The 15087-nt window shown below is 74.0% G+C and carries 14 protein-coding genes and 2 pseudogenes; 7 read left to right on the top strand and 9 right to left on the bottom strand.

The annotated features are described in order from the left end of the window. Positions 1–7: 7 nt before the first annotated feature. Positions 8–1657, bottom strand: a complete 1650-nt coding sequence (locus JKP75_RS10340; RefSeq protein WP_200493042.1) for a Na+/H+ antiporter — start codon at positions 1655–1657, stop codon at positions 8–10. A gap of 240 nt (positions 1658–1897) precedes the next feature. On the opposite strand from JKP75_RS10340, the gene JKP75_RS10335 reads away from it, so the two are divergent. From JKP75_RS10335 to JKP75_RS10320, 4 genes are read left to right on the top strand one after another with little or no spacing between them, the layout of a single operon-like run. Beyond that, positions 1898–2533 carry a sigma-70 family RNA polymerase sigma factor gene (locus JKP75_RS10335; RefSeq protein ID WP_309229737.1) on the top strand — a complete coding sequence of 212 codons (636 nt, stop codon included), beginning with the start codon at positions 1898–1900 and terminating at the stop codon, positions 2531–2533. After that, positions 2530–3357, top strand: a complete 828-nt coding sequence (locus JKP75_RS10330) for an anti-sigma factor domain-containing protein (protein ID WP_200491520.1) — start codon at positions 2530–2532, stop codon at positions 3355–3357. Before JKP75_RS10335 ends, JKP75_RS10330 begins: the two co-directional genes overlap by 4 nt. A gap of 11 nt (positions 3358–3368) precedes the next feature. Next, positions 3369–3923 (top strand): G/U mismatch-specific DNA glycosylase, encoded by a 555-nt coding sequence (gene mug, locus JKP75_RS10325; RefSeq protein WP_200491521.1) that lies wholly within the window; start codon positions 3369–3371, stop codon positions 3921–3923. Between the two features lie 7 nt (positions 3924–3930). Next, complete coding sequence (locus JKP75_RS10320) at positions 3931–4374, top strand: flavodoxin family protein (protein WP_200491522.1); 444 nt, start codon at positions 3931–3933, stop codon at positions 4372–4374. A 145-nt stretch (positions 4375–4519) separates the two neighbouring features. Here JKP75_RS10320 and JKP75_RS10315 read toward each other — a convergent pair whose 3' ends face one another. The 4 genes and pseudogenes from JKP75_RS10315 to JKP75_RS22730 all read right to left on the bottom strand — a co-directional run. Continuing rightward, the gene (locus tag JKP75_RS10315; protein WP_104524457.1) at positions 4520–4723 is read right to left on the bottom strand and encodes a cold-shock protein; all 204 of its coding nucleotides are present in this window, start codon (positions 4721–4723) and stop codon (positions 4520–4522) included. A gap of 201 nt (positions 4724–4924) precedes the next feature. Next, positions 4925–5083: a malate:quinone oxidoreductase gene (locus JKP75_RS22740; protein WP_255523314.1), complete on the bottom strand. Its 159-nt coding sequence runs from the start codon at positions 5081–5083 to the stop codon at positions 4925–4927. Positions 5084–5147: 64 nt separating this feature from the next. Continuing rightward, positions 5148–5576: pseudogene (locus JKP75_RS22735) on the bottom strand (malate:quinone oxidoreductase); the annotation flags it as partial. A gap of 71 nt (positions 5577–5647) precedes the next feature. After that, positions 5648–6361, bottom strand: a pseudogene (locus JKP75_RS22730) (FAD-dependent oxidoreductase); the annotation flags it as partial. A 306-nt stretch (positions 6362–6667) separates the two neighbouring features. Here JKP75_RS22730 and JKP75_RS10305 point away from each other — a divergent pair. Then, a complete protein-coding gene (locus JKP75_RS10305) occupies positions 6668–7537 on the top strand; it encodes a tryptophan 2,3-dioxygenase (RefSeq protein WP_200491524.1) in 870 nt (289 codons plus the stop codon). Positions 7538–7555: 18 nt separating this feature from the next. On the opposite strand, the gene JKP75_RS10300 is transcribed toward JKP75_RS10305, so the two are convergent. After that, the gene (locus tag JKP75_RS10300; protein WP_200491525.1) at positions 7556–8650 is read right to left on the bottom strand and encodes an aromatic acid exporter family protein; all 1095 of its coding nucleotides are present in this window, start codon (positions 8648–8650) and stop codon (positions 7556–7558) included. A gap of 312 nt (positions 8651–8962) precedes the next feature. On the opposite strand from JKP75_RS10300, the gene JKP75_RS10295 reads away from it, so the two are divergent. Next, positions 8963–10315 (top strand): RNA polymerase sigma factor, encoded by a 1353-nt coding sequence (locus JKP75_RS10295; protein WP_309229988.1) that lies wholly within the window; start codon positions 8963–8965, stop codon positions 10313–10315. Between the two features lie 87 nt (positions 10316–10402). Here JKP75_RS10295 and JKP75_RS10290 read toward each other — a convergent pair whose 3' ends face one another. The 3 genes from JKP75_RS10290 to JKP75_RS10280 all read right to left on the bottom strand — a co-directional run bounded on the left by JKP75_RS10290 (position 10403) and on the right by JKP75_RS10280 (position 13947). Next, positions 10403–11470 (bottom strand): hypothetical protein, encoded by a 1068-nt coding sequence (locus JKP75_RS10290; RefSeq protein ID WP_200491526.1) that lies wholly within the window; start codon positions 11468–11470, stop codon positions 10403–10405. Next, entirely contained in the window at positions 11467–11958 is a 492-nt protein-coding gene (locus JKP75_RS10285) for a SigE family RNA polymerase sigma factor (protein WP_309229736.1), read from the bottom strand. The genes JKP75_RS10290 and JKP75_RS10285 overlap by 4 nt, the downstream gene beginning before the upstream one ends. 144 nt (positions 11959–12102) lie before the next feature. Further along, on the bottom strand, positions 12103–13947 hold the full coding sequence (locus JKP75_RS10280) for a phosphoenolpyruvate carboxykinase (GTP) (RefSeq protein ID WP_309229735.1): 1845 nt from the start codon (positions 13945–13947) through the stop codon (positions 12103–12105). A gap of 272 nt (positions 13948–14219) precedes the next feature. Between JKP75_RS10280 and JKP75_RS10275 the strand changes: the two genes are divergently transcribed. Further along, on the top strand, positions 14220–15068 hold the full coding sequence (locus JKP75_RS10275; protein ID WP_200493039.1) for an SGNH/GDSL hydrolase family protein: 849 nt from the start codon (positions 14220–14222) through the stop codon (positions 15066–15068). The last annotated feature ends 19 nt before the right edge of the window (positions 15069–15087 follow it).

The raw sequence follows: 15087 nt of genomic DNA, 5'->3' as shown, positions 1-15087 counted from the left end.
ACCGGACTCAGCGCTCCGGGCGGGCCGGGAGCAGCCGCTCCTCGTGGTCCAGCTCGCGCTCGAGGATGCGCAGGCTCTCGTCGGGCAGCCGGCCGGTGTCCCGCCAGTCCAGCAGCGCGGCGCGCTGCGCGTCGAGCACCGAGCGGCGCACCCGCAGCGCCGCCTCGTACTGCGGCGACATCGGGATCGCGCCGGCCTCGGCCGTCTGCAGCAGGTCCAGCCGCTGCCGGTAGCGCGCCAGACGGGTGGACAGCTGCACGCGGATGGCGGCGATCGCCTCGTCGTCGACGTGGTCGTGGCGGGCCACCTCCAGCTCGGTGAGCCGGGCCAGGCCCGCCTCCACCGACGCTGCGCGCGCCTCGTTGCGCAGCCGCGCCTCGTCGGCCTGGTCGGCCCGGATCCCCAGCAGCCGCACCATCGGCGCGAAGGTGAGCCCCTGGCCCACCAGGGTCACGAGGACCGCCAGCAGCGCGCAGAACAGCAGCAGGTCTCGGTCGGGGAACGGCGCGCCGGACTCGGTGAACCGGGGCAGCGAGAAGATCGCGGCCAGGCTGATGACGCCGCGGGTGCCGGCCCAGCTCAGCGCGACGATCTCCCGCCCGGTGAGCCGGCCGTGCGCGTGCGCACCGGGGTCGTCGTCGACGTCCTCGCTGAGCCGCATGTGCAGCGACTGGGGCATGTGCTCGGTGAGCCACAGCCACAGCGGGCGCAGCAGCAGCACCACCCCGACGGTGATCAGCGAGGCGGTCCAGATGGTGGAGGCCTCGTAGGCGCCCAGCCCGTCGATGATGCTGGGCAGCTGCTGGCCGATGAGCAGGAAGACGATGCCCTCGAGCAGGAAGTCGACCAGCCGCCAGACCGCGTTGGTCTGCAGCCGGCTGGCGCCCGAGGCCCAGCTCGGGTTGTTGTGCCCGATGACCAGCCCGGCGATGACGACCGCCAGCACGCCGGAGACGTCTACCGCCTCGCCGAGCAGGTAGGCGACGAACGGGGTGGCCAGCGAGATCGCGTTCGACGACAGCGGATCGGTGCGCAGCCGGCGCAGCGGCCGGATGGCGACGGCGACCGCCAGGCCCATCGCGACACCGCCGACCGCCGCGACGAGGAACTGCCCGACGGCGCCCGGCGCGGAGAAGCCGTCGCCCTGGGCGGCGGCGATCGCGACGCCCAGGATGGTCAGCGCGGTCGCGTCGTTGAGCAGACCCTCGCCCTGGATGAGGGTCACCAGGCGGGGCGGCAGGCCGACCTTGCGCCCGACGGCCAGCGCGGCCACCGGGTCGGGCGGGGCGACCGCGGCGCCCAGCGCGATGCCCGCCGCGAGCGTGGCGCCGGCGACGAACAGGGCGAACCCGACGCCGATCAGCAGCGCCGTGGCCAGCACGAGCAGCACCGAGAGGCTGACGACCGTGCGCAGGTTGCGCCGGATCGCGGTGAGCGAGGCGTCCAGCGCGGCGCTGTAGAGCAGCGGCGGCAGCACCAGCAGCAGCACGAGGTCGGGGTCGAGCACGATGTTCGGCCCGGGCAGCACCGCGTAGCCGATCCCGCACAGGGTGAGCAGCGCCGCCTCGGGGAGCCCGGTGCGCGCGGCCACCCAGTGGACCGCGACGATGACGGCGACCGCGCCGAGGACCAGCAGCAACAGGTTCTCGGCATGCACCCGCCCAGTCTTCCGGACGTCCGGTCCCCGGGCCCGGTCCGGCTCCTGCGCGGTGCGTCGGCGCCGCCGCGCGGGAAGAGACGGCCGGGGGTGAACCGATCCGGCGCAGGGCACGAACGCTGCCCGACGACGTGCCACCGACCGGAGGAGGAGCGCGTGCGACCGCTGACCGGAACGCGGCCGGCCGCCGACCGCGGTGCTGCCGCCGTGCGCGCCCCGCGGCCGGTTACCGTTGCGGGCGTGGACGAACCGGCATGCAGGCCGGAGAACGCCGCCGCCGTCGCCCTGCTCGCCCGGATCCGGGCCGGCGACCGGAACGCCGTCGACGAGCTGTACGCGATGTTCGGCCGGCAGGCGTTCGCGCTGGCCCGCCGGATCCTGGTCGACGACGGGCTCGCCGAGGACGTCGTCCAGGAGGTGTTCCTGTCGGTGTGGCGGAGCCCCGGCGCCTTCGACGAGCAGCGGGCCGCCGTCTCGTCCTGGCTGCTGGCGATGGTCCACCACAAGGCGGTCGACGCGGTGCGCCGCGAGGAGGGGCACCGGCGGCGCGGCCGCCGGGCGGAGGACGACATGGCACTGGACGCGCCGACGGCCACCCGCGACGCCGAGGAGCAGGCCGTCGACCGGGTGGTCTCCCAGCAGGTTCGCGCGGCGCTGGGCGAGCTGCCCGCCGCGCAGCGCGAGGCGCTGGGGCTGGCCTACTACGGCGGCTACACCCAGCGGGAGGTCGCGGCCCTGACCGGCGTCCCGCTGGGCACCGTGAAGACCCGCATGCTGGCCGGGATGCGCAAGCTGCGCACCGACCTCGGCCGCAGCGCCGGCCCGGCGACCGAGGGCCGCGCGGCCGCCACGCCGACGGACGGGAGCGCCCGGTGAGCGCCGCCGCGACCGGCCCCGGGCACGGCGAGCACTCCGAGGAGCTCGCGGTCGGCTGGGCGCTGCACGCGCTCGAGCCGGGGGACGCGGAGACCTTCGGCGCGCACCTGGCCGGGTGTGCGCGCTGCCGCCAGGTCGTCGCCGAGACCACCGACGTCATGGGCGACCTCGCCGCCGCCGTCCCCGCGGCCGAGCCCCCTCCCGCCCTCGCCGAGCGGCTGCGCGTCGAGGTGGCGCGCACGCCGCAGGACGCACCGGCCGCGCCGGCTACGGACGTGCCGGCTCCCGACGTGCCCGCTCCCGACCTGCCCTCCGCCGCACCCGCCGCCCCCGTGGCGCTGCCCGTGCCGCGCCGCCGCCGGACGGCGGTGCTGCTCGCCGCCGCCGTCGCCGCGGTCGTGGGCCTCGGCGGCTGGGCGGCCGTGCTCGTCGGCGATCGCGACGAGGCCCGGCGCACCGCGGCCGCCGAGGCGTCGGTGGTGGACGAGCTGCTCCGCCCGGGCCCGGCGACCGTCGTCCCGGTGGCCGACCCCGACGGCCGCACGGTGGCCACCCTGCTGGCCCGCGACGACGGCGTCCAGGTGGTCAACCGGGCGCTGCCGGCCAACGACCGGGAGACCGAGACCTACGTCCTGTGGGGCCTGGACCAGGGCACCCCGAAGGCGCTGGGCGCGTTCGACGTCACCGGCTCCGGCCGGCAGCTGCGCACCCTGGCGGTCGAGGACGCCGACGGCTTCCCCGGCTACGGCATCAGCATCGAGCCGGGGCGCCGCGCGCCCGAGGCGCCCACCGACGTCGTCGCCCGCGGCTCGCTGCCCGGCTGACCCGCGGTCCCGTGGACGGTCCGCAGGCGGGCGGCAAGCCGGTGCCCGACGTGCTCGCACCCGGCCTGGACGTGCTGTTCTGCGGGATCAACCCCTCGCTGATGTCGGCCGAGCGGCGGCACCACTTCGCCCGGCCGGGCAACCGGTTCTGGCCGGCCCTGCACCGGGCCGGCCTCACGCCGCGGCAGCTGCGCCCCGAGGAGGACGCCGAGCTGCCGCGCTGGGGCCTCGGGGTGACCAACCTGGTCGACCGGCCCACCCGCACGGCCGCCGAGCTGGGCCGCGACGAGCTGCGCGCCGGAGCCGCGGCGCTGGAGGAGCTGGTGGCGCGGTACCGGCCGCGGCTGCTCGCCGTCCTCGGGATCAGCGCCTACCGGCTGGGCTTCGAGCGGCGCGGCGGGGTGCTGGGCGAGCAGCCCGAGCGGATCGGCGGCGTCCGGACCTGGGTGGCCCCCAACCCCAGCGGGCTCAACGCGCACGTCCAGCTGCCCGACCTCGCGCGGCTCTACGGCGAGCTGCGGACGGCGGCCGGCCGGGCGCGGGACGGCGACCCGGACGCGGGATGATCCGGGCATGGCCCGTCTGCTCGTCGTCCACCACACCCCCTCGCCCGCACTGCAGGCGGTCCTCGAGGCGGTGAAGGAGGGCGTGGCCCTCGCCGAGGGCACGGAACTGGTGCTCCGCCCCGCCCTCTCGGCCGGAGCGGCCGACGTGCTGGCCGCAGACGGGGTCCTCCTCGGCACGCCGGCCAACATCGGCTACATGTCGGGGGCGCTCAAGCACTTCTTCGACACCGTCTACTACCCGTGCCTGGACGCCACCCCCGGCCTGCCCTACGGCGTCTACGTGCACGGCAACGACGACACCGCCGGGGCGCTCACCAGCATCGCCCGCATCACCGGGGCGCTGCGCTGGAAGCAGGTGGCCGCGCCGCTGGGCCTGACCGGTGCGGCGTCGCCCGCCGACCTCGACGCCGTCCGCGAACTCGCCGCCACCGTGGCCGTCTCGCTGGACTGACCGCTGCCCCTGGGAACGCCGAACAAGGGCTCCGTCCCCTGCCCCCGGAAACGCCGAACGGGGGCTCCGTCCTCTGCCCCCGGAAACGCCGAACGGGGGCCACGGCGCCGGAGCGCCGTGACCCCCGTCCGGGGATCAGTTCAGATCAGAGGGGACGGACGTTCTCCGCCTGCGGGCCCTTCTGGCCCTGCGTGACGTCGAACTCGACCTGCTGGCCCTCGTCGAGCGAGCGGTAGCCGTCGCTGACGATGGCGGAGTAGTGGCAGAAGACGTCGGCGCCGCCGCCGTCCTGGGCGATGAACCCGAAGCCCTTCTCCGCGTTGAACCACTTCACAGTGCCCTGAGCCATGTTGTTCTTCTTCCGTGCTGGGGGGTGACCGGACCGGCACTTCGCTGATCCGGGGCCGCCGCACCGACCGGCAGGACCGAGAGGAACGTCAGGCAGAGACGACTGCGGACGTTCGAGAACGAGCAGAGGTACAACAGCGACCGGGGAGAACCCTACCCCGTCGCGACCCGCTGCCGGTAGCCCCGCCCCCGAGGAGGGGGGTCAGCCGTCGAGCTCGAGGGTCTCCATCGTGTCCTTGCGCACCTGGGCCAGCAGCTCGGGCTCCTCGGACAGCTTGTGGCCGTACGAGGGGATCGCCTCCTGGATCAGCGGCCGCCACGACGTCATGCGGTCGGGGAAGCAGCGCTCCAGCAGCGTCATGCATCGCCGCCACCGCCGTCGAGGCGCCGGGGGAGGCCCCGAGCAGGCCGGCGATGCTGCCCTCCGCGCCCACGATGAGCTCGGTGCCGAACTGGAGCATGCCCTTGCCGGTGGACGGGTCGCGCTTGATCACCTGGACCCGCTGACCGGCGGTGATCATGTCCCAGTCGTGCTCCTCGGCCTCCGGGACGAAGCCCTGCAGCGTCCGGTGCCGGGCCGCCCGCGACTGGAGCAGCTCCTTGATCAGGTACTTGGTGAGCGCCAGCTCCGTGCGGGCGACGCCGAGCATCGAGCCCAGGTTGTTCGGCCGCACGCTCAGCGGCAGGTCGAAGATCGAGCCGGCCTTGAGGAACTTGGGGGAGAAGCCGGCGTAGGGCCCGAACAGCAGCGAGTGCTCGCCGTCGATGAGCCGCAGGTCCAGGTGCGGCACCGACATCGGCGGCGCGCCGACGGCCGCCTGGCCGTAGACCTTGGCCTGGTGCTTGCTGACCAGCTCGGCCCTGCGGTGCTGCGCAGGAACATGCCGCTGACCGGGAAGCCGCCGAAGCCGGCGATCTCCGGGATGCCGGTGCGCTGCAGCAGCGGCAGGGCCCCGCCGCCGGCGCCGACGAAGACGAACTTGGCGCGCACCGTGCGCGGCTCGCCGGAGCGGGTGTCCTCGACGGTCACCTTCCAGCGGCCGTCGGTCTCCCGCTCGATGTCGCGGACGCGCTGGTGGGTGTGCGCCGCGACGCCGCGGGTCTCGGCGTCGGCCAGCAGCAGCTTGGTCAGCGCCCCGAAGTTGACGTCGGTGCCGGCGATCGAACGGGTGGCGGCGACGGCCTGCTGCGGGTCGCGGCCGGCCATGACCAGGGGGATCCACTGCTCGAGGACGGCGGGGTCCTCGGCGTGCTCGAGCTCGGCGAACAGCGGCTGCGCCTTGAGCGCGTCGTAGCGGGCGCGCATGTAGCGGCGGCCCTCGTCGCCGGTGACGAAGCTGACGTGCGGCACGGGGGAGATGAAGTCGCGGGGGGACCCGGTCATCCCGCCGCGCACCAGGTGCGACCAGAACTGCCGCGAGACCTGGAACTGCTCATTGATCGAGACGGCCTTGGTGGCGTCGACCCGGCCGTCGGGACCGGCCGGGGTGTAGTTGAGCTCGCAGAGCGCGGAGTGCCCGGTGCCGGCGTTGTTCCAGGCGTCGGAGCTCTCCCCGGCCAGGGCGGGACCGGCCTCGAAGACGGTGACCGACCAGTCGGGGGCGACGATGCCGAACAGCGAGGCGAGGGTGGCGCTCATGATCCCGCCGCCCACGAGCACCACGTCGGGGTTGGAGCTGTCAGGTACTGCGCCGCGATCCGAAGTCACTTCTGCCTCTCTGGCCAACCGGGGGAGGGCACCCGCGGGCGCCGCACCCTAGATGGTCGGCCGAAACCGCTGCCGACGTGCGATCCGCGGGGTGTGAGGAATCTCGCCCACCGTGAGCTCCGTCATCTCCCGGGCCGCTGCACGCGTGGTTTCCCCGCATCTCGTCCGGGCATGCCCGGACGTCCTCACTCTTCCAGAGGGAGCTGCGACCTCCCCCGCGAGGGCTAGCGTGCGCCCATGGCCACCGATCCCGACGACGCCGCACGCGCGGAGCGCACGCTCGAGCAGTCCATCCGGACCGACCTGACCGCCGACGCCGGCTACGGCGGCTACCTCGGCCTGGACCAGCTGCTGGCCGCCCAGCACCCGCGCAGCAGCCCCGAGCACCACGACGAGCTGCTGTTCATCGTCCAGCACCAGACCAGCGAGCTGTGGCTGAAGCTGGTGCTGCACGAGCTGGTGGCCGCCCGCCGCTACCTCGCCGCCGACGAGCTGGACCCGGCGCTGAAGTGCCTGGCCCGGGTCAAGAACATCCAGCGCACGCTCACCGAGCAGTGGTCGGTGCTGGCCACCCTCACCCCGCGGGAGTACGCGCAGTTCCGCGGCGCCCTCGGCAACGCCTCGGGGTTCCAGTCCCACCAGTACCGCGCGGTGGAGTTCGTCCTGGGCAACAAGAACGCCGCGATGCTGCAGGTGTTCGAGGCCGAGCCGGCCGCCCGGCAGCTGCTCGCCGAGCTGCTGGACGCGCCGACGCTCTACGACGAGTTCCTGCGGCTGCTGGCCCGGGCCGGGTTCGACGTCCCGCGGGCCGTGCTGGACCGCGACGTCCGGGAGCCGTGGCGGTTCGCGGAGGGGCTCGTGCCGGTGTTCCGGCGGATCTACGAGTCGACCGAGACGCCGTGGGGGGTCTACGAGGCCTGCGAGAGCCTCGTCGACATCGAGGACAACTTCCAGATGTGGCGGTTCCGCCACCTGCTGACCGTGCAGCGCACGATCGGCGCCAAGACCGGCACCGGGGGCTCCTCGGGCGTCGGGTTCCTCAAGCGGGCCCTGGACCTCACCTTCTTCCCCGAGCTGTACGCCGTCCGCACCGAGATCGGCAGCTGAGCCGCCGCCCCACGCGGCTCACGACGGCGCGCCGAGCGCGACCAGCCCGCGGCGGACGGCGTCGATGACGCTGCCGGCCACGAACAGGTCCTCGCGCGTTGCGCTGCGGGTGCGCCGGACCTCGTCGGCGAGGGCCTGGACCGCGTCGTCCGCCACGCGGAGCGCCTCCGGGTCCGCCGTCCGGTCCCGCACCGTCCGGAGCGCGTCGCCCAGGGCGCCGAGGGTCCGGGCCGCGGCCGGCCGCAGCGCCGGGCCCAGTGCCACCCGCTCGAGCTCGGCCCGCTCGGTGGCGGTCAGCGCGTCGGTGAGCTCCTCGACCAGCAGCGTCAGCCGCTCCAGGGCGCGGGCCTGCAGCACCTGCTGCCGCGCGTCCTCGGCGTAGCGGCGGGCCTTGCGGTTGCCGCGCTGCGCCTCCAGCGCCTGCTCGACGGCGGCCCGCATCTCGGCCAGCACAGGGTCGATCGTGCGGGTCCGCTCCTGCCAGCCCTCCGCGGTGGGCGGGGTCTGCTGGCGCAGCCCGTCGGCGAGGTCGTCCAGCTGGTCGGCCAGCGCGTCGCGCAGCAGCTGGAGCTGGGCCTGCGCCGGCGCCAGCGGGAGCGGCGGGAAGGCGGCGGTGACGGCGAGCCCCACGAGCGCACCGAACAGGGTCAGCCCGGCGTAGCCGAGCACGTAGGCCGTCGGGTTGGCGTTGCCGATGATGAGCACGAACAGCCCGGATGTCGGCACCCAGCTGCGCGAGCTGCCCAGCAGCGGCCAGCCGGCCAGCAGCACCCCGACCGCGACGACGAGCGCGATCGCCAGGAGGTCGGGGCCGGTCACGGCGTCGACGACGAGCGCGACCGCGGCGCCCAGCGAGATGGCGGTGACCGTCTGCGCCGACTCCCGGACCGAGCCGGTCAGCGTCGTCGAGCTGGCGATGACCGCGCCCAGGGGCGCGTAGTACGGGTAGTCGGCGGCCGGGCCGGGGACCAGCCGCACCAGCGCCCAGGCCAGCGAGGCGGCCAGCGCCGCCTTGAGCGCCATCCCCACCCGCGGGTGCCGGGCCCAGGTCCGCCGGGCCCGGCCGTGGAGGGCTCGGGGCCCCCGTCGTGCGTCGGTGTCGGTGGCGGGCACCGGGGACCTCCTCCCGTCAGCGGCTGCACCCCGAGCCTGCCCGCGGCGGGGGCGGGCCGAACGTGCGGGGTGCCCGGGTGCGGCGTGCGTCCCGCCGCCGGTGGGGCGATTCCACCCCGTGGGGGCGGCCCGGAACGGTGGGCGGCGGCACCGGTCCCGAGGACGGGCTAAAATGGCTCGTCGTCCCCGGGAACGCGCCGAAACGGCCGGAACCGCAGGACATCCGCTCCCCACCCTCAGCACGTGCCGGCTCCTCGTCGCGCACGCGCCGGCCTCTCCGCCAGGACCGCCACGTCCCCGCGACGCCGTCCGATCCCGTCACGAGAGGCGACGATGACTGCGACCGACATCGCCCAGCCGGCCCCGAACGCTACGGACGAAACCATCACCACTCCCACCAAGCCCAAGACCGCGGCGAAGCCCAAGGCCGCCGCCAAGCCCAAGGCCGCCGCCAAGCCCAAGGCCGCCGCCAAGCCGAAGGCGCCCGCCAAGGCGAAGGCCGCACCGAAGTCGAAGGCCGCGCCGGCCGAGACCGACGAGGTCCTCGACGACGACGTCCTCGAGACCGCCGTCCCGGCGGAGACCGTGACCGTCACCACCAGCGCGGTGGAGGAGGACGACGACAGCGACGCCCCCGAGGCCGAGGGCGACGCCGCGGCCGGCGCCACCGGTGGCGAGTTCGAGTGGGGCGACGAGGAGGAGTCCGCGGCCCTGCGCAAGGCCCGCAAGGACGCCGAGATGACGGCCTCCACCGACGCGGTGCGGGCCTACCTCAAGCTCATCGGCCGGGTGAAGCTGCTCACCGCCGAGGAGGAGGTCGACCTCGCCAAGCGGATCGAGGCCGGGCTCTACGCCAGCCACAAGCTCGCCGACGCCGCTGCCGCCGGTGAGACGCTGCCGGTGGCCCGCCGCCGCGAGCTCACCTGGGTGACCCGGGACGGCGAGCGCGCCAAGGACCACCTGCTGGAGGCCAACCTGCGCCTCGTGGTGTCGCTGGCCAAGCGCTACACCGGCCGCGGCATGGCGTTCCTGGACCTCATCCAGGAGGGCAACATGGGCCTGATCCGGGCGGTGGAGAAGTTCGACTACACCAAGGGCTTCAAGTTCTCGACCTACGCGACGTGGTGGATCCGCCAGGCGATCACCCGCGCGATGGCCGACCAGGCGCGCACGATCCGCATCCCGGTGCACATGGTCGAGGTCATCAACAAGCTCGGCCGCATCCAGCGGGAGATGTCGCAGTCCCTCGGCCGCGAGCCCACCCCGGAGGAGCTGGCCAAGGAGCTCGACCTCACCCCGGAGAAGGTGCTGGAGATCCAGCAGTACGCCCGGGAGCCGATCAGCCTCGACCAGACCATCGGCGACGAGGGCGACAGCCAGCTCGGTGACTTCATCGAGGACTCCGAGGCCGTCGTCGCCGTCGACGCGGTGAGCTTCGGCCTGATGCAGGACCAGCTGCTCTCCGTGCTGCAGACGCTGTCGGAGCGGGAGGCCGGCGTGGTCCGGCTGCGCTTCGGCCTCACCGACGGCCAGCCGCGCACCCTGGACGAGATCGGCCGCGTCTACGGGGTCACCCGGGAGCGGATCCGGCAGATCGAGTCCAAGACGATGAGCAAGCTGCGCCACCCCAGCCGCTCCCAGGTCCTGCGCGACTATCTCGACTGAGCCGCAGGCCAGCTGACGAGATCGGCGATCTCGCACCCTCCGGACATCCAGAGCGTGCGAGATCGCCGATCTCGTCGTTGCGGGGGTTCACGCAGCGGCGGCCCACTCGGCGGCGGTGGCCTCGTCGTAGTAGCGGATGAGGCCGCAGCCCTCGGCGATGGGACCCCGGCCCTCGACGTCGCTCACGTCCCCGGCGACCAGGAGGCGCGAGCCCAGGGCGTAGGTCTCGTCGAACCCCTGTGCCGTCTCGACGTAGGGAGCCGTCATGTGCACGGTCACCGTCTCGCCGGTGCCGCCCCGGTACCAGGCGTGCACCTCGAAGGTGACCGAGTAGTAGCCGTCGGCGGGGTCTCCCGGCAGCGGGGGGAACCGCTGCTGTCCGATCTCGGTGACGGTGCCGTCCAGCGCGAAGCCCGTCTCGGCCACGAGGGCAGGGGAGTAGCCGGGGCAGCCGCTGGCGTCCTCCTCCGGCAGCGGGCCCGCCGGCAGCTCCCCGGCGGCGACGGCGGTCCACTCGTCGGCGGTGGCCCCGTCGAAGTAGCGGGTGTAGCCGCAGGTGAAGCCGAACCGGGCCATGTCGTCGTCCACGGGCATGGCCCCCGACGCACGCTCGGTGGACGCGAGCACGCCGGAAACGAGCAGGCGCGTGCCGATCCCATAGGCGCGCACCTCCGAGTCCTCGGTGTCCGGCCCGTCGAGGAGCACGTCCACCGTCCCGCCCGAGCCGCCGGCGTACCAGGTCCGCACCTGGAACGTCACGCGCACCATCTGACGGGGCATCTCCGGCCCGAGGTCCGGGCCGGGCTCGACCGCCGCGACGGTGCCGTCGAAGGCGAAGCCCCCGTCGCGGGTCAGGAGGGCGGCGAGCCCGACGACCGAGTACCCCTGGCAGTCCGTGGTGGCGTCGCCGGGGAGCGCGCCGACGCCGGTGGGCGCGGCCACGGGCGACGGGTCGGAGGCGAGCGGGTCCCAACCGGCCGCAGTCCCGCCGACGACGGCGGCAGCCGCGACGAGCCCGGCCGCCACCGTTCGCCGGACGCGCCGGCGCCGGCGCACCCGGTGCAGGGTCACGGTGGCCAGGCCGCCGGCGTCCGGCGCGGCCGCGGCGTCGGCGGCGAAGAGCTCCCGCAGGTGCCGCTCGGTGGGGCTGCTCATGGCGCCTCCTGGACGGTCTCGGTGAGGGCGGTGGTGCGCAGGGTGGCCAGCGCGCGCGAGGCGGTCGCGCGCACGGCGCTCGGGCTGACGCCCATCGCGTCGGCGATCGCGGCGTCGTCCAGGTCGGCGTGGTACCGGAGCACCAGCACGGTGCGTGCCCGCGGCGCCAGGCCGGCCAGCAGCGTGCGCAGCTGGTCGCGTTCCGCCAGGGCGTCGCCGGGCCGGTCGGCGAGGTCGACCCGGTCGGGCAGCTCGCTCGGGCGCTCGGTGCTCGACCGGCGCCGTCGCCAGCTCAGGTGCGCGTTCACCAGCATCCGGCGGACGTACGCCGCGGGGTCCTGCGCCGCGGTCACCTTCCGCCAGTGCCGATAGGCGTCCGCCAGCGCCGTCTGGGTCAGGTCCTCGGCGAGGTGCCGGTCGCCGGTCAGGACGAACGCCAGCCGCAGCAGGGCAGCCCCCTGCGCGTCCACGAACTCCTCGAACGTCACGCCCGCTCCCGTCAGCCGTCCTCACCCCATCAGACGCATCGAACGGATCCAGATGCTGCACGCCGGGCGGGAGACGACGAAGGCCCCGACCGGCGTGCGGTCGGGGCCTTCGTGGCGGTCAGCGGGGGAGGGGACCCCCGGTGATCACTTCGCCTCGGCGTCCAGGGCGTCGGAGACGCGGCGGTGCGCCGCCCAGATCTCCTGGGGCATGTCGCGGAACAGCGAGAGGTGCTGCTCGCGGTGGCCCATCTCCTGCTGCCAGCGGTGGGTGTCGATCGTCAGGAGCGTCTCGAGGTCGTCGGCGCGGAGGTCGTCCATGCCCTCGAGCGACAGCTCCTCCTTGGTCGGCACGATGCCGACGGGGGTCTGCCGGCCGGTGACCTCGCCGTTGCGCAGCTGCATGAGCCACAGCAGCGGGCGGAGGTTGTCCCGGTAGCCCGGCCACAGGAAGCGGCCGTCCTCGCCGCGCTGGAACCAGTTCACGTGGGCGAAGATCGGCTGGTCCTTGGCGGCCCCGATGATCTTCAGCCAGTGCTCGGCGTACCGGCCCTCGGAGTAGGCCATGAAGGGCCGCATCGACATCGGGTCGTACCGCAGCACGCCCTCGGTGCCCTCGGCCGCGAAGGTCGCCTCCGCGCCCAGGGTGAGGCCGTCGTAGACGCCCTCGGCGAGGTCGGTGATCGCGCGGATCAGCGGCTCGCGGTCACGGGTGCGCCCACCGAAGATGATCGCGTCGACCGGGACGCCCTTGGGGTTCTCGTAGTCCGGCGCGATGTTCGGGATGTTGGCCAGCGTGGTGGTGAACCGGCTGTTCGGGTGCGCCCAGGGAGCGTCCTTCTCCTCCTCGGAGCGCTCCGAGATCAGCTCGCCCTTCCAGTCGCGCCAGCCGGTGACGTCGGCCGGGGGCTGCTTGCTCTTGCCCTCCCACCAGACGTCCTGCGTCTGCTCGTTGTAGGCGACGTTGGTGAAGATAGTCCCGGTGCCCTCGGCGATCGCCTCGACCGCGGTGGGGTTGGTGGTCTCGTTGGTGTCCTTGGCGACGCCGAAGGCCCCGTACTCCGGGTTGATCGCGTAGACGCGACCGTCCTCGTCGTCGACCCACAGCCAGGCGATGTCGTCGCCGTAGAAGTGCACCTGGTACCGGTCGCCCAGGGAGTCCGGCGACAGGATCATGGCCAGGTTGGTCTTGCCCGAGGCGCTCGGCATGCCGCCCACGATGTGGTACGTGCGGCCGGTCTCCTTGTCGGTGATCCCCAGGAGCAGGAACTGCTCGGCGAGGAACTTGCCGGAGGCCCAGCCGTCGTAGGTGGCCTGGCGCAGCCCGTGGGCGATCTTGCCCAGCAGCGCGTTGCCGCCGTAGGACGAGCCGTAGTGCAGGATCGTGCGCTCGTCGGCGATGGTCACGAAGTAGCGCTGGTCCTCGGCGGTGCCCTGGCCCAGGCTGTCCAGGTCGCCGGTGACGTGCACGCCGCGGACGAAGTAGTCCTGGTCGGCGAGGTCGTTGACGTACTGCACGCCCACCCGCGCCATGCGGATCATGTGCAGGACGACGGTGCGGGTGTCGGTGAGCTCCACGCCGGTGGCGAAGGGCTGCAGCGGGGAGCCGGGGGGCGCCATCACGTAGGGGACGACGTACATCGTCTTGCCCGCGGACTTGCCGGCCATCCGCTCCTCGAGCATCGGGCGCATCTCCGACGCCGGGCGCCAGTTGTTGTACTCGCCCTTGTCGTCGGGGTTGTTCGTCGCGACGACCGTGCGCTCCTCGGAGCGCGCCGTGTCCTTGGGGTGGCTGCGCGAGTAGTAGCGCCCCTTGCCTGCGGGGAGGAGCTCACCCGCCTCGAGCGCCTCGGCGATCAGCCGCGCGTCGTCGGAGGCGTTGACGACCTCGACCCGCTCGGCGCCGGTGTGCTGCGCCCAGTGCTTCACGTAGGCGCGAACCGCTTCGTTCGTCAGCCCGGCTTCGTCCAGAACCGCGTCTATGGCAGTCACGAGGATCCTCTCCATCCGCTACGACCCACCTTCTCGTCCCAGGCGGGTTCCAGCCACCGCGGCGCTCGCGCGCCTGCGGGGGCGGCCCCGTGATCGGGAAACTCCGGGAATGGTGTCAGGCCTGTTACGGCCGGAGCACGTCGGGAGTCCCGCGGACCGTCGCCGGGCATCCGGAAGAGTGCTTCCACCGCTCGCACGTGTGACGTCCGTAACGCCGCAGGCGGGCGCTCGTTGTCCCCGGCACCTCGTCCCCGCCCCGCTGGAGTGCTCCCGTGCGCCGTCTCGTCGCGTGCCTGTTCGTCCTCGTCGTCTCGCTGGTGGTGCTCGCGCCACCGTCGTCGGCCGGCGGCCCGGTCCGCTACGTCGCGCTGGGCGACTCCTACAGCGCGGCCTCCGGCGTCCTGCCGCCGGACCTGACCGCGCCGCCGCAGTGCCTGCGCTCGACGGCGAACTACCCGCACGTCATCGCGGCCGCGACCGGCGCGCAGCTCACCGACGTGACCTGCGGGGCCGCCGACACCGGTGACTTCCTGGCCGCGCAGTACCCGGGCGTGGCTCCCCAGCTGGACGCGGTCGCCGCGGACACGCAGGTGGTCACGATGACGATCGGCGGCAACGACAGCAGCGTGTTCCTCAACGCGATCCTGCAGTGCGGCGCTGCCGGGCTCTCGACCCTCGGCCAGGGCAGCCCGTGCCGCGACACGTACGGCACGTCCTACGAGGACACCATCCGGACGACGACCTACCCGGCCCTGGTGCAGGTGCTCCAGGCGGTGCGGGCGAAGGCGCCGCGGGCCGAGGTCGCGATCCTGGGCTACCCGTGGATCGTCCCGGCGGCCGGCGGCTGCTTCGACAAGATGCCGATCGCGACCGGTGACATCCCCTACCTGCGCGGTGTGCAGGCCACCCTCAACGACGCCGTCCGCCGGGCGGCGAAGGCGACCGGCGTGACCTACGTCGACATGAGCCGGGCCTCGGACGGGCACGACGCCTGCCAGCCGCTCGGCGTCCGCTGGGTCGAGCCGGTGCTCCAGGGCACCAACCCGGTGATCGTGCACCCCAACGCGCGTGGCGAGGCCGGGATGGCCGCGGAGGCGCTGAAGGCCCTCCGCCGGCTCTGATCGGCGACCCCGCCGGCGG

Source organism: Blastococcus sp. TML/M2B (assembly GCF_016612865.1).
Lineage (GTDB): Bacteria > Actinomycetota > Actinomycetes > Mycobacteriales > Geodermatophilaceae > Blastococcus.
The sequence above is the reverse complement of the archived record's forward strand: the minus strand, read 5'-3'. Positions and strand labels throughout refer to the sequence as shown.

Excerpts from the sequence above, each read along its gene's own strand:
- JKP75_RS10305 (WP_200491524.1), top strand. The coding sequence starts at position 6,668 with ATGGCCACCGATCCCGACGACGCCGCACGCGCGGAGCGCACGCTCGAG.
- JKP75_RS22740 (WP_255523314.1), bottom strand. The coding sequence starts at position 5,083 with ATGACGCTGCTGGAGCGCTGCTTCCCCGACCGCATGACGTCGTGGCGG.
- JKP75_RS10315 (WP_104524457.1), bottom strand. The coding sequence starts at position 4,723 with ATGGCTCAGGGCACTGTGAAGTGGTTCAACGCGGAGAAGGGCTTCGGG.
- JKP75_RS10320 (WP_200491522.1), top strand. The coding sequence starts at position 3,931 with ATGGCCCGTCTGCTCGTCGTCCACCACACCCCCTCGCCCGCACTGCAG.
- JKP75_RS10290 (WP_200491526.1), bottom strand. The coding sequence starts at position 11,470 with ATGAGCAGCCCCACCGAGCGGCACCTGCGGGAGCTCTTCGCCGCCGAC.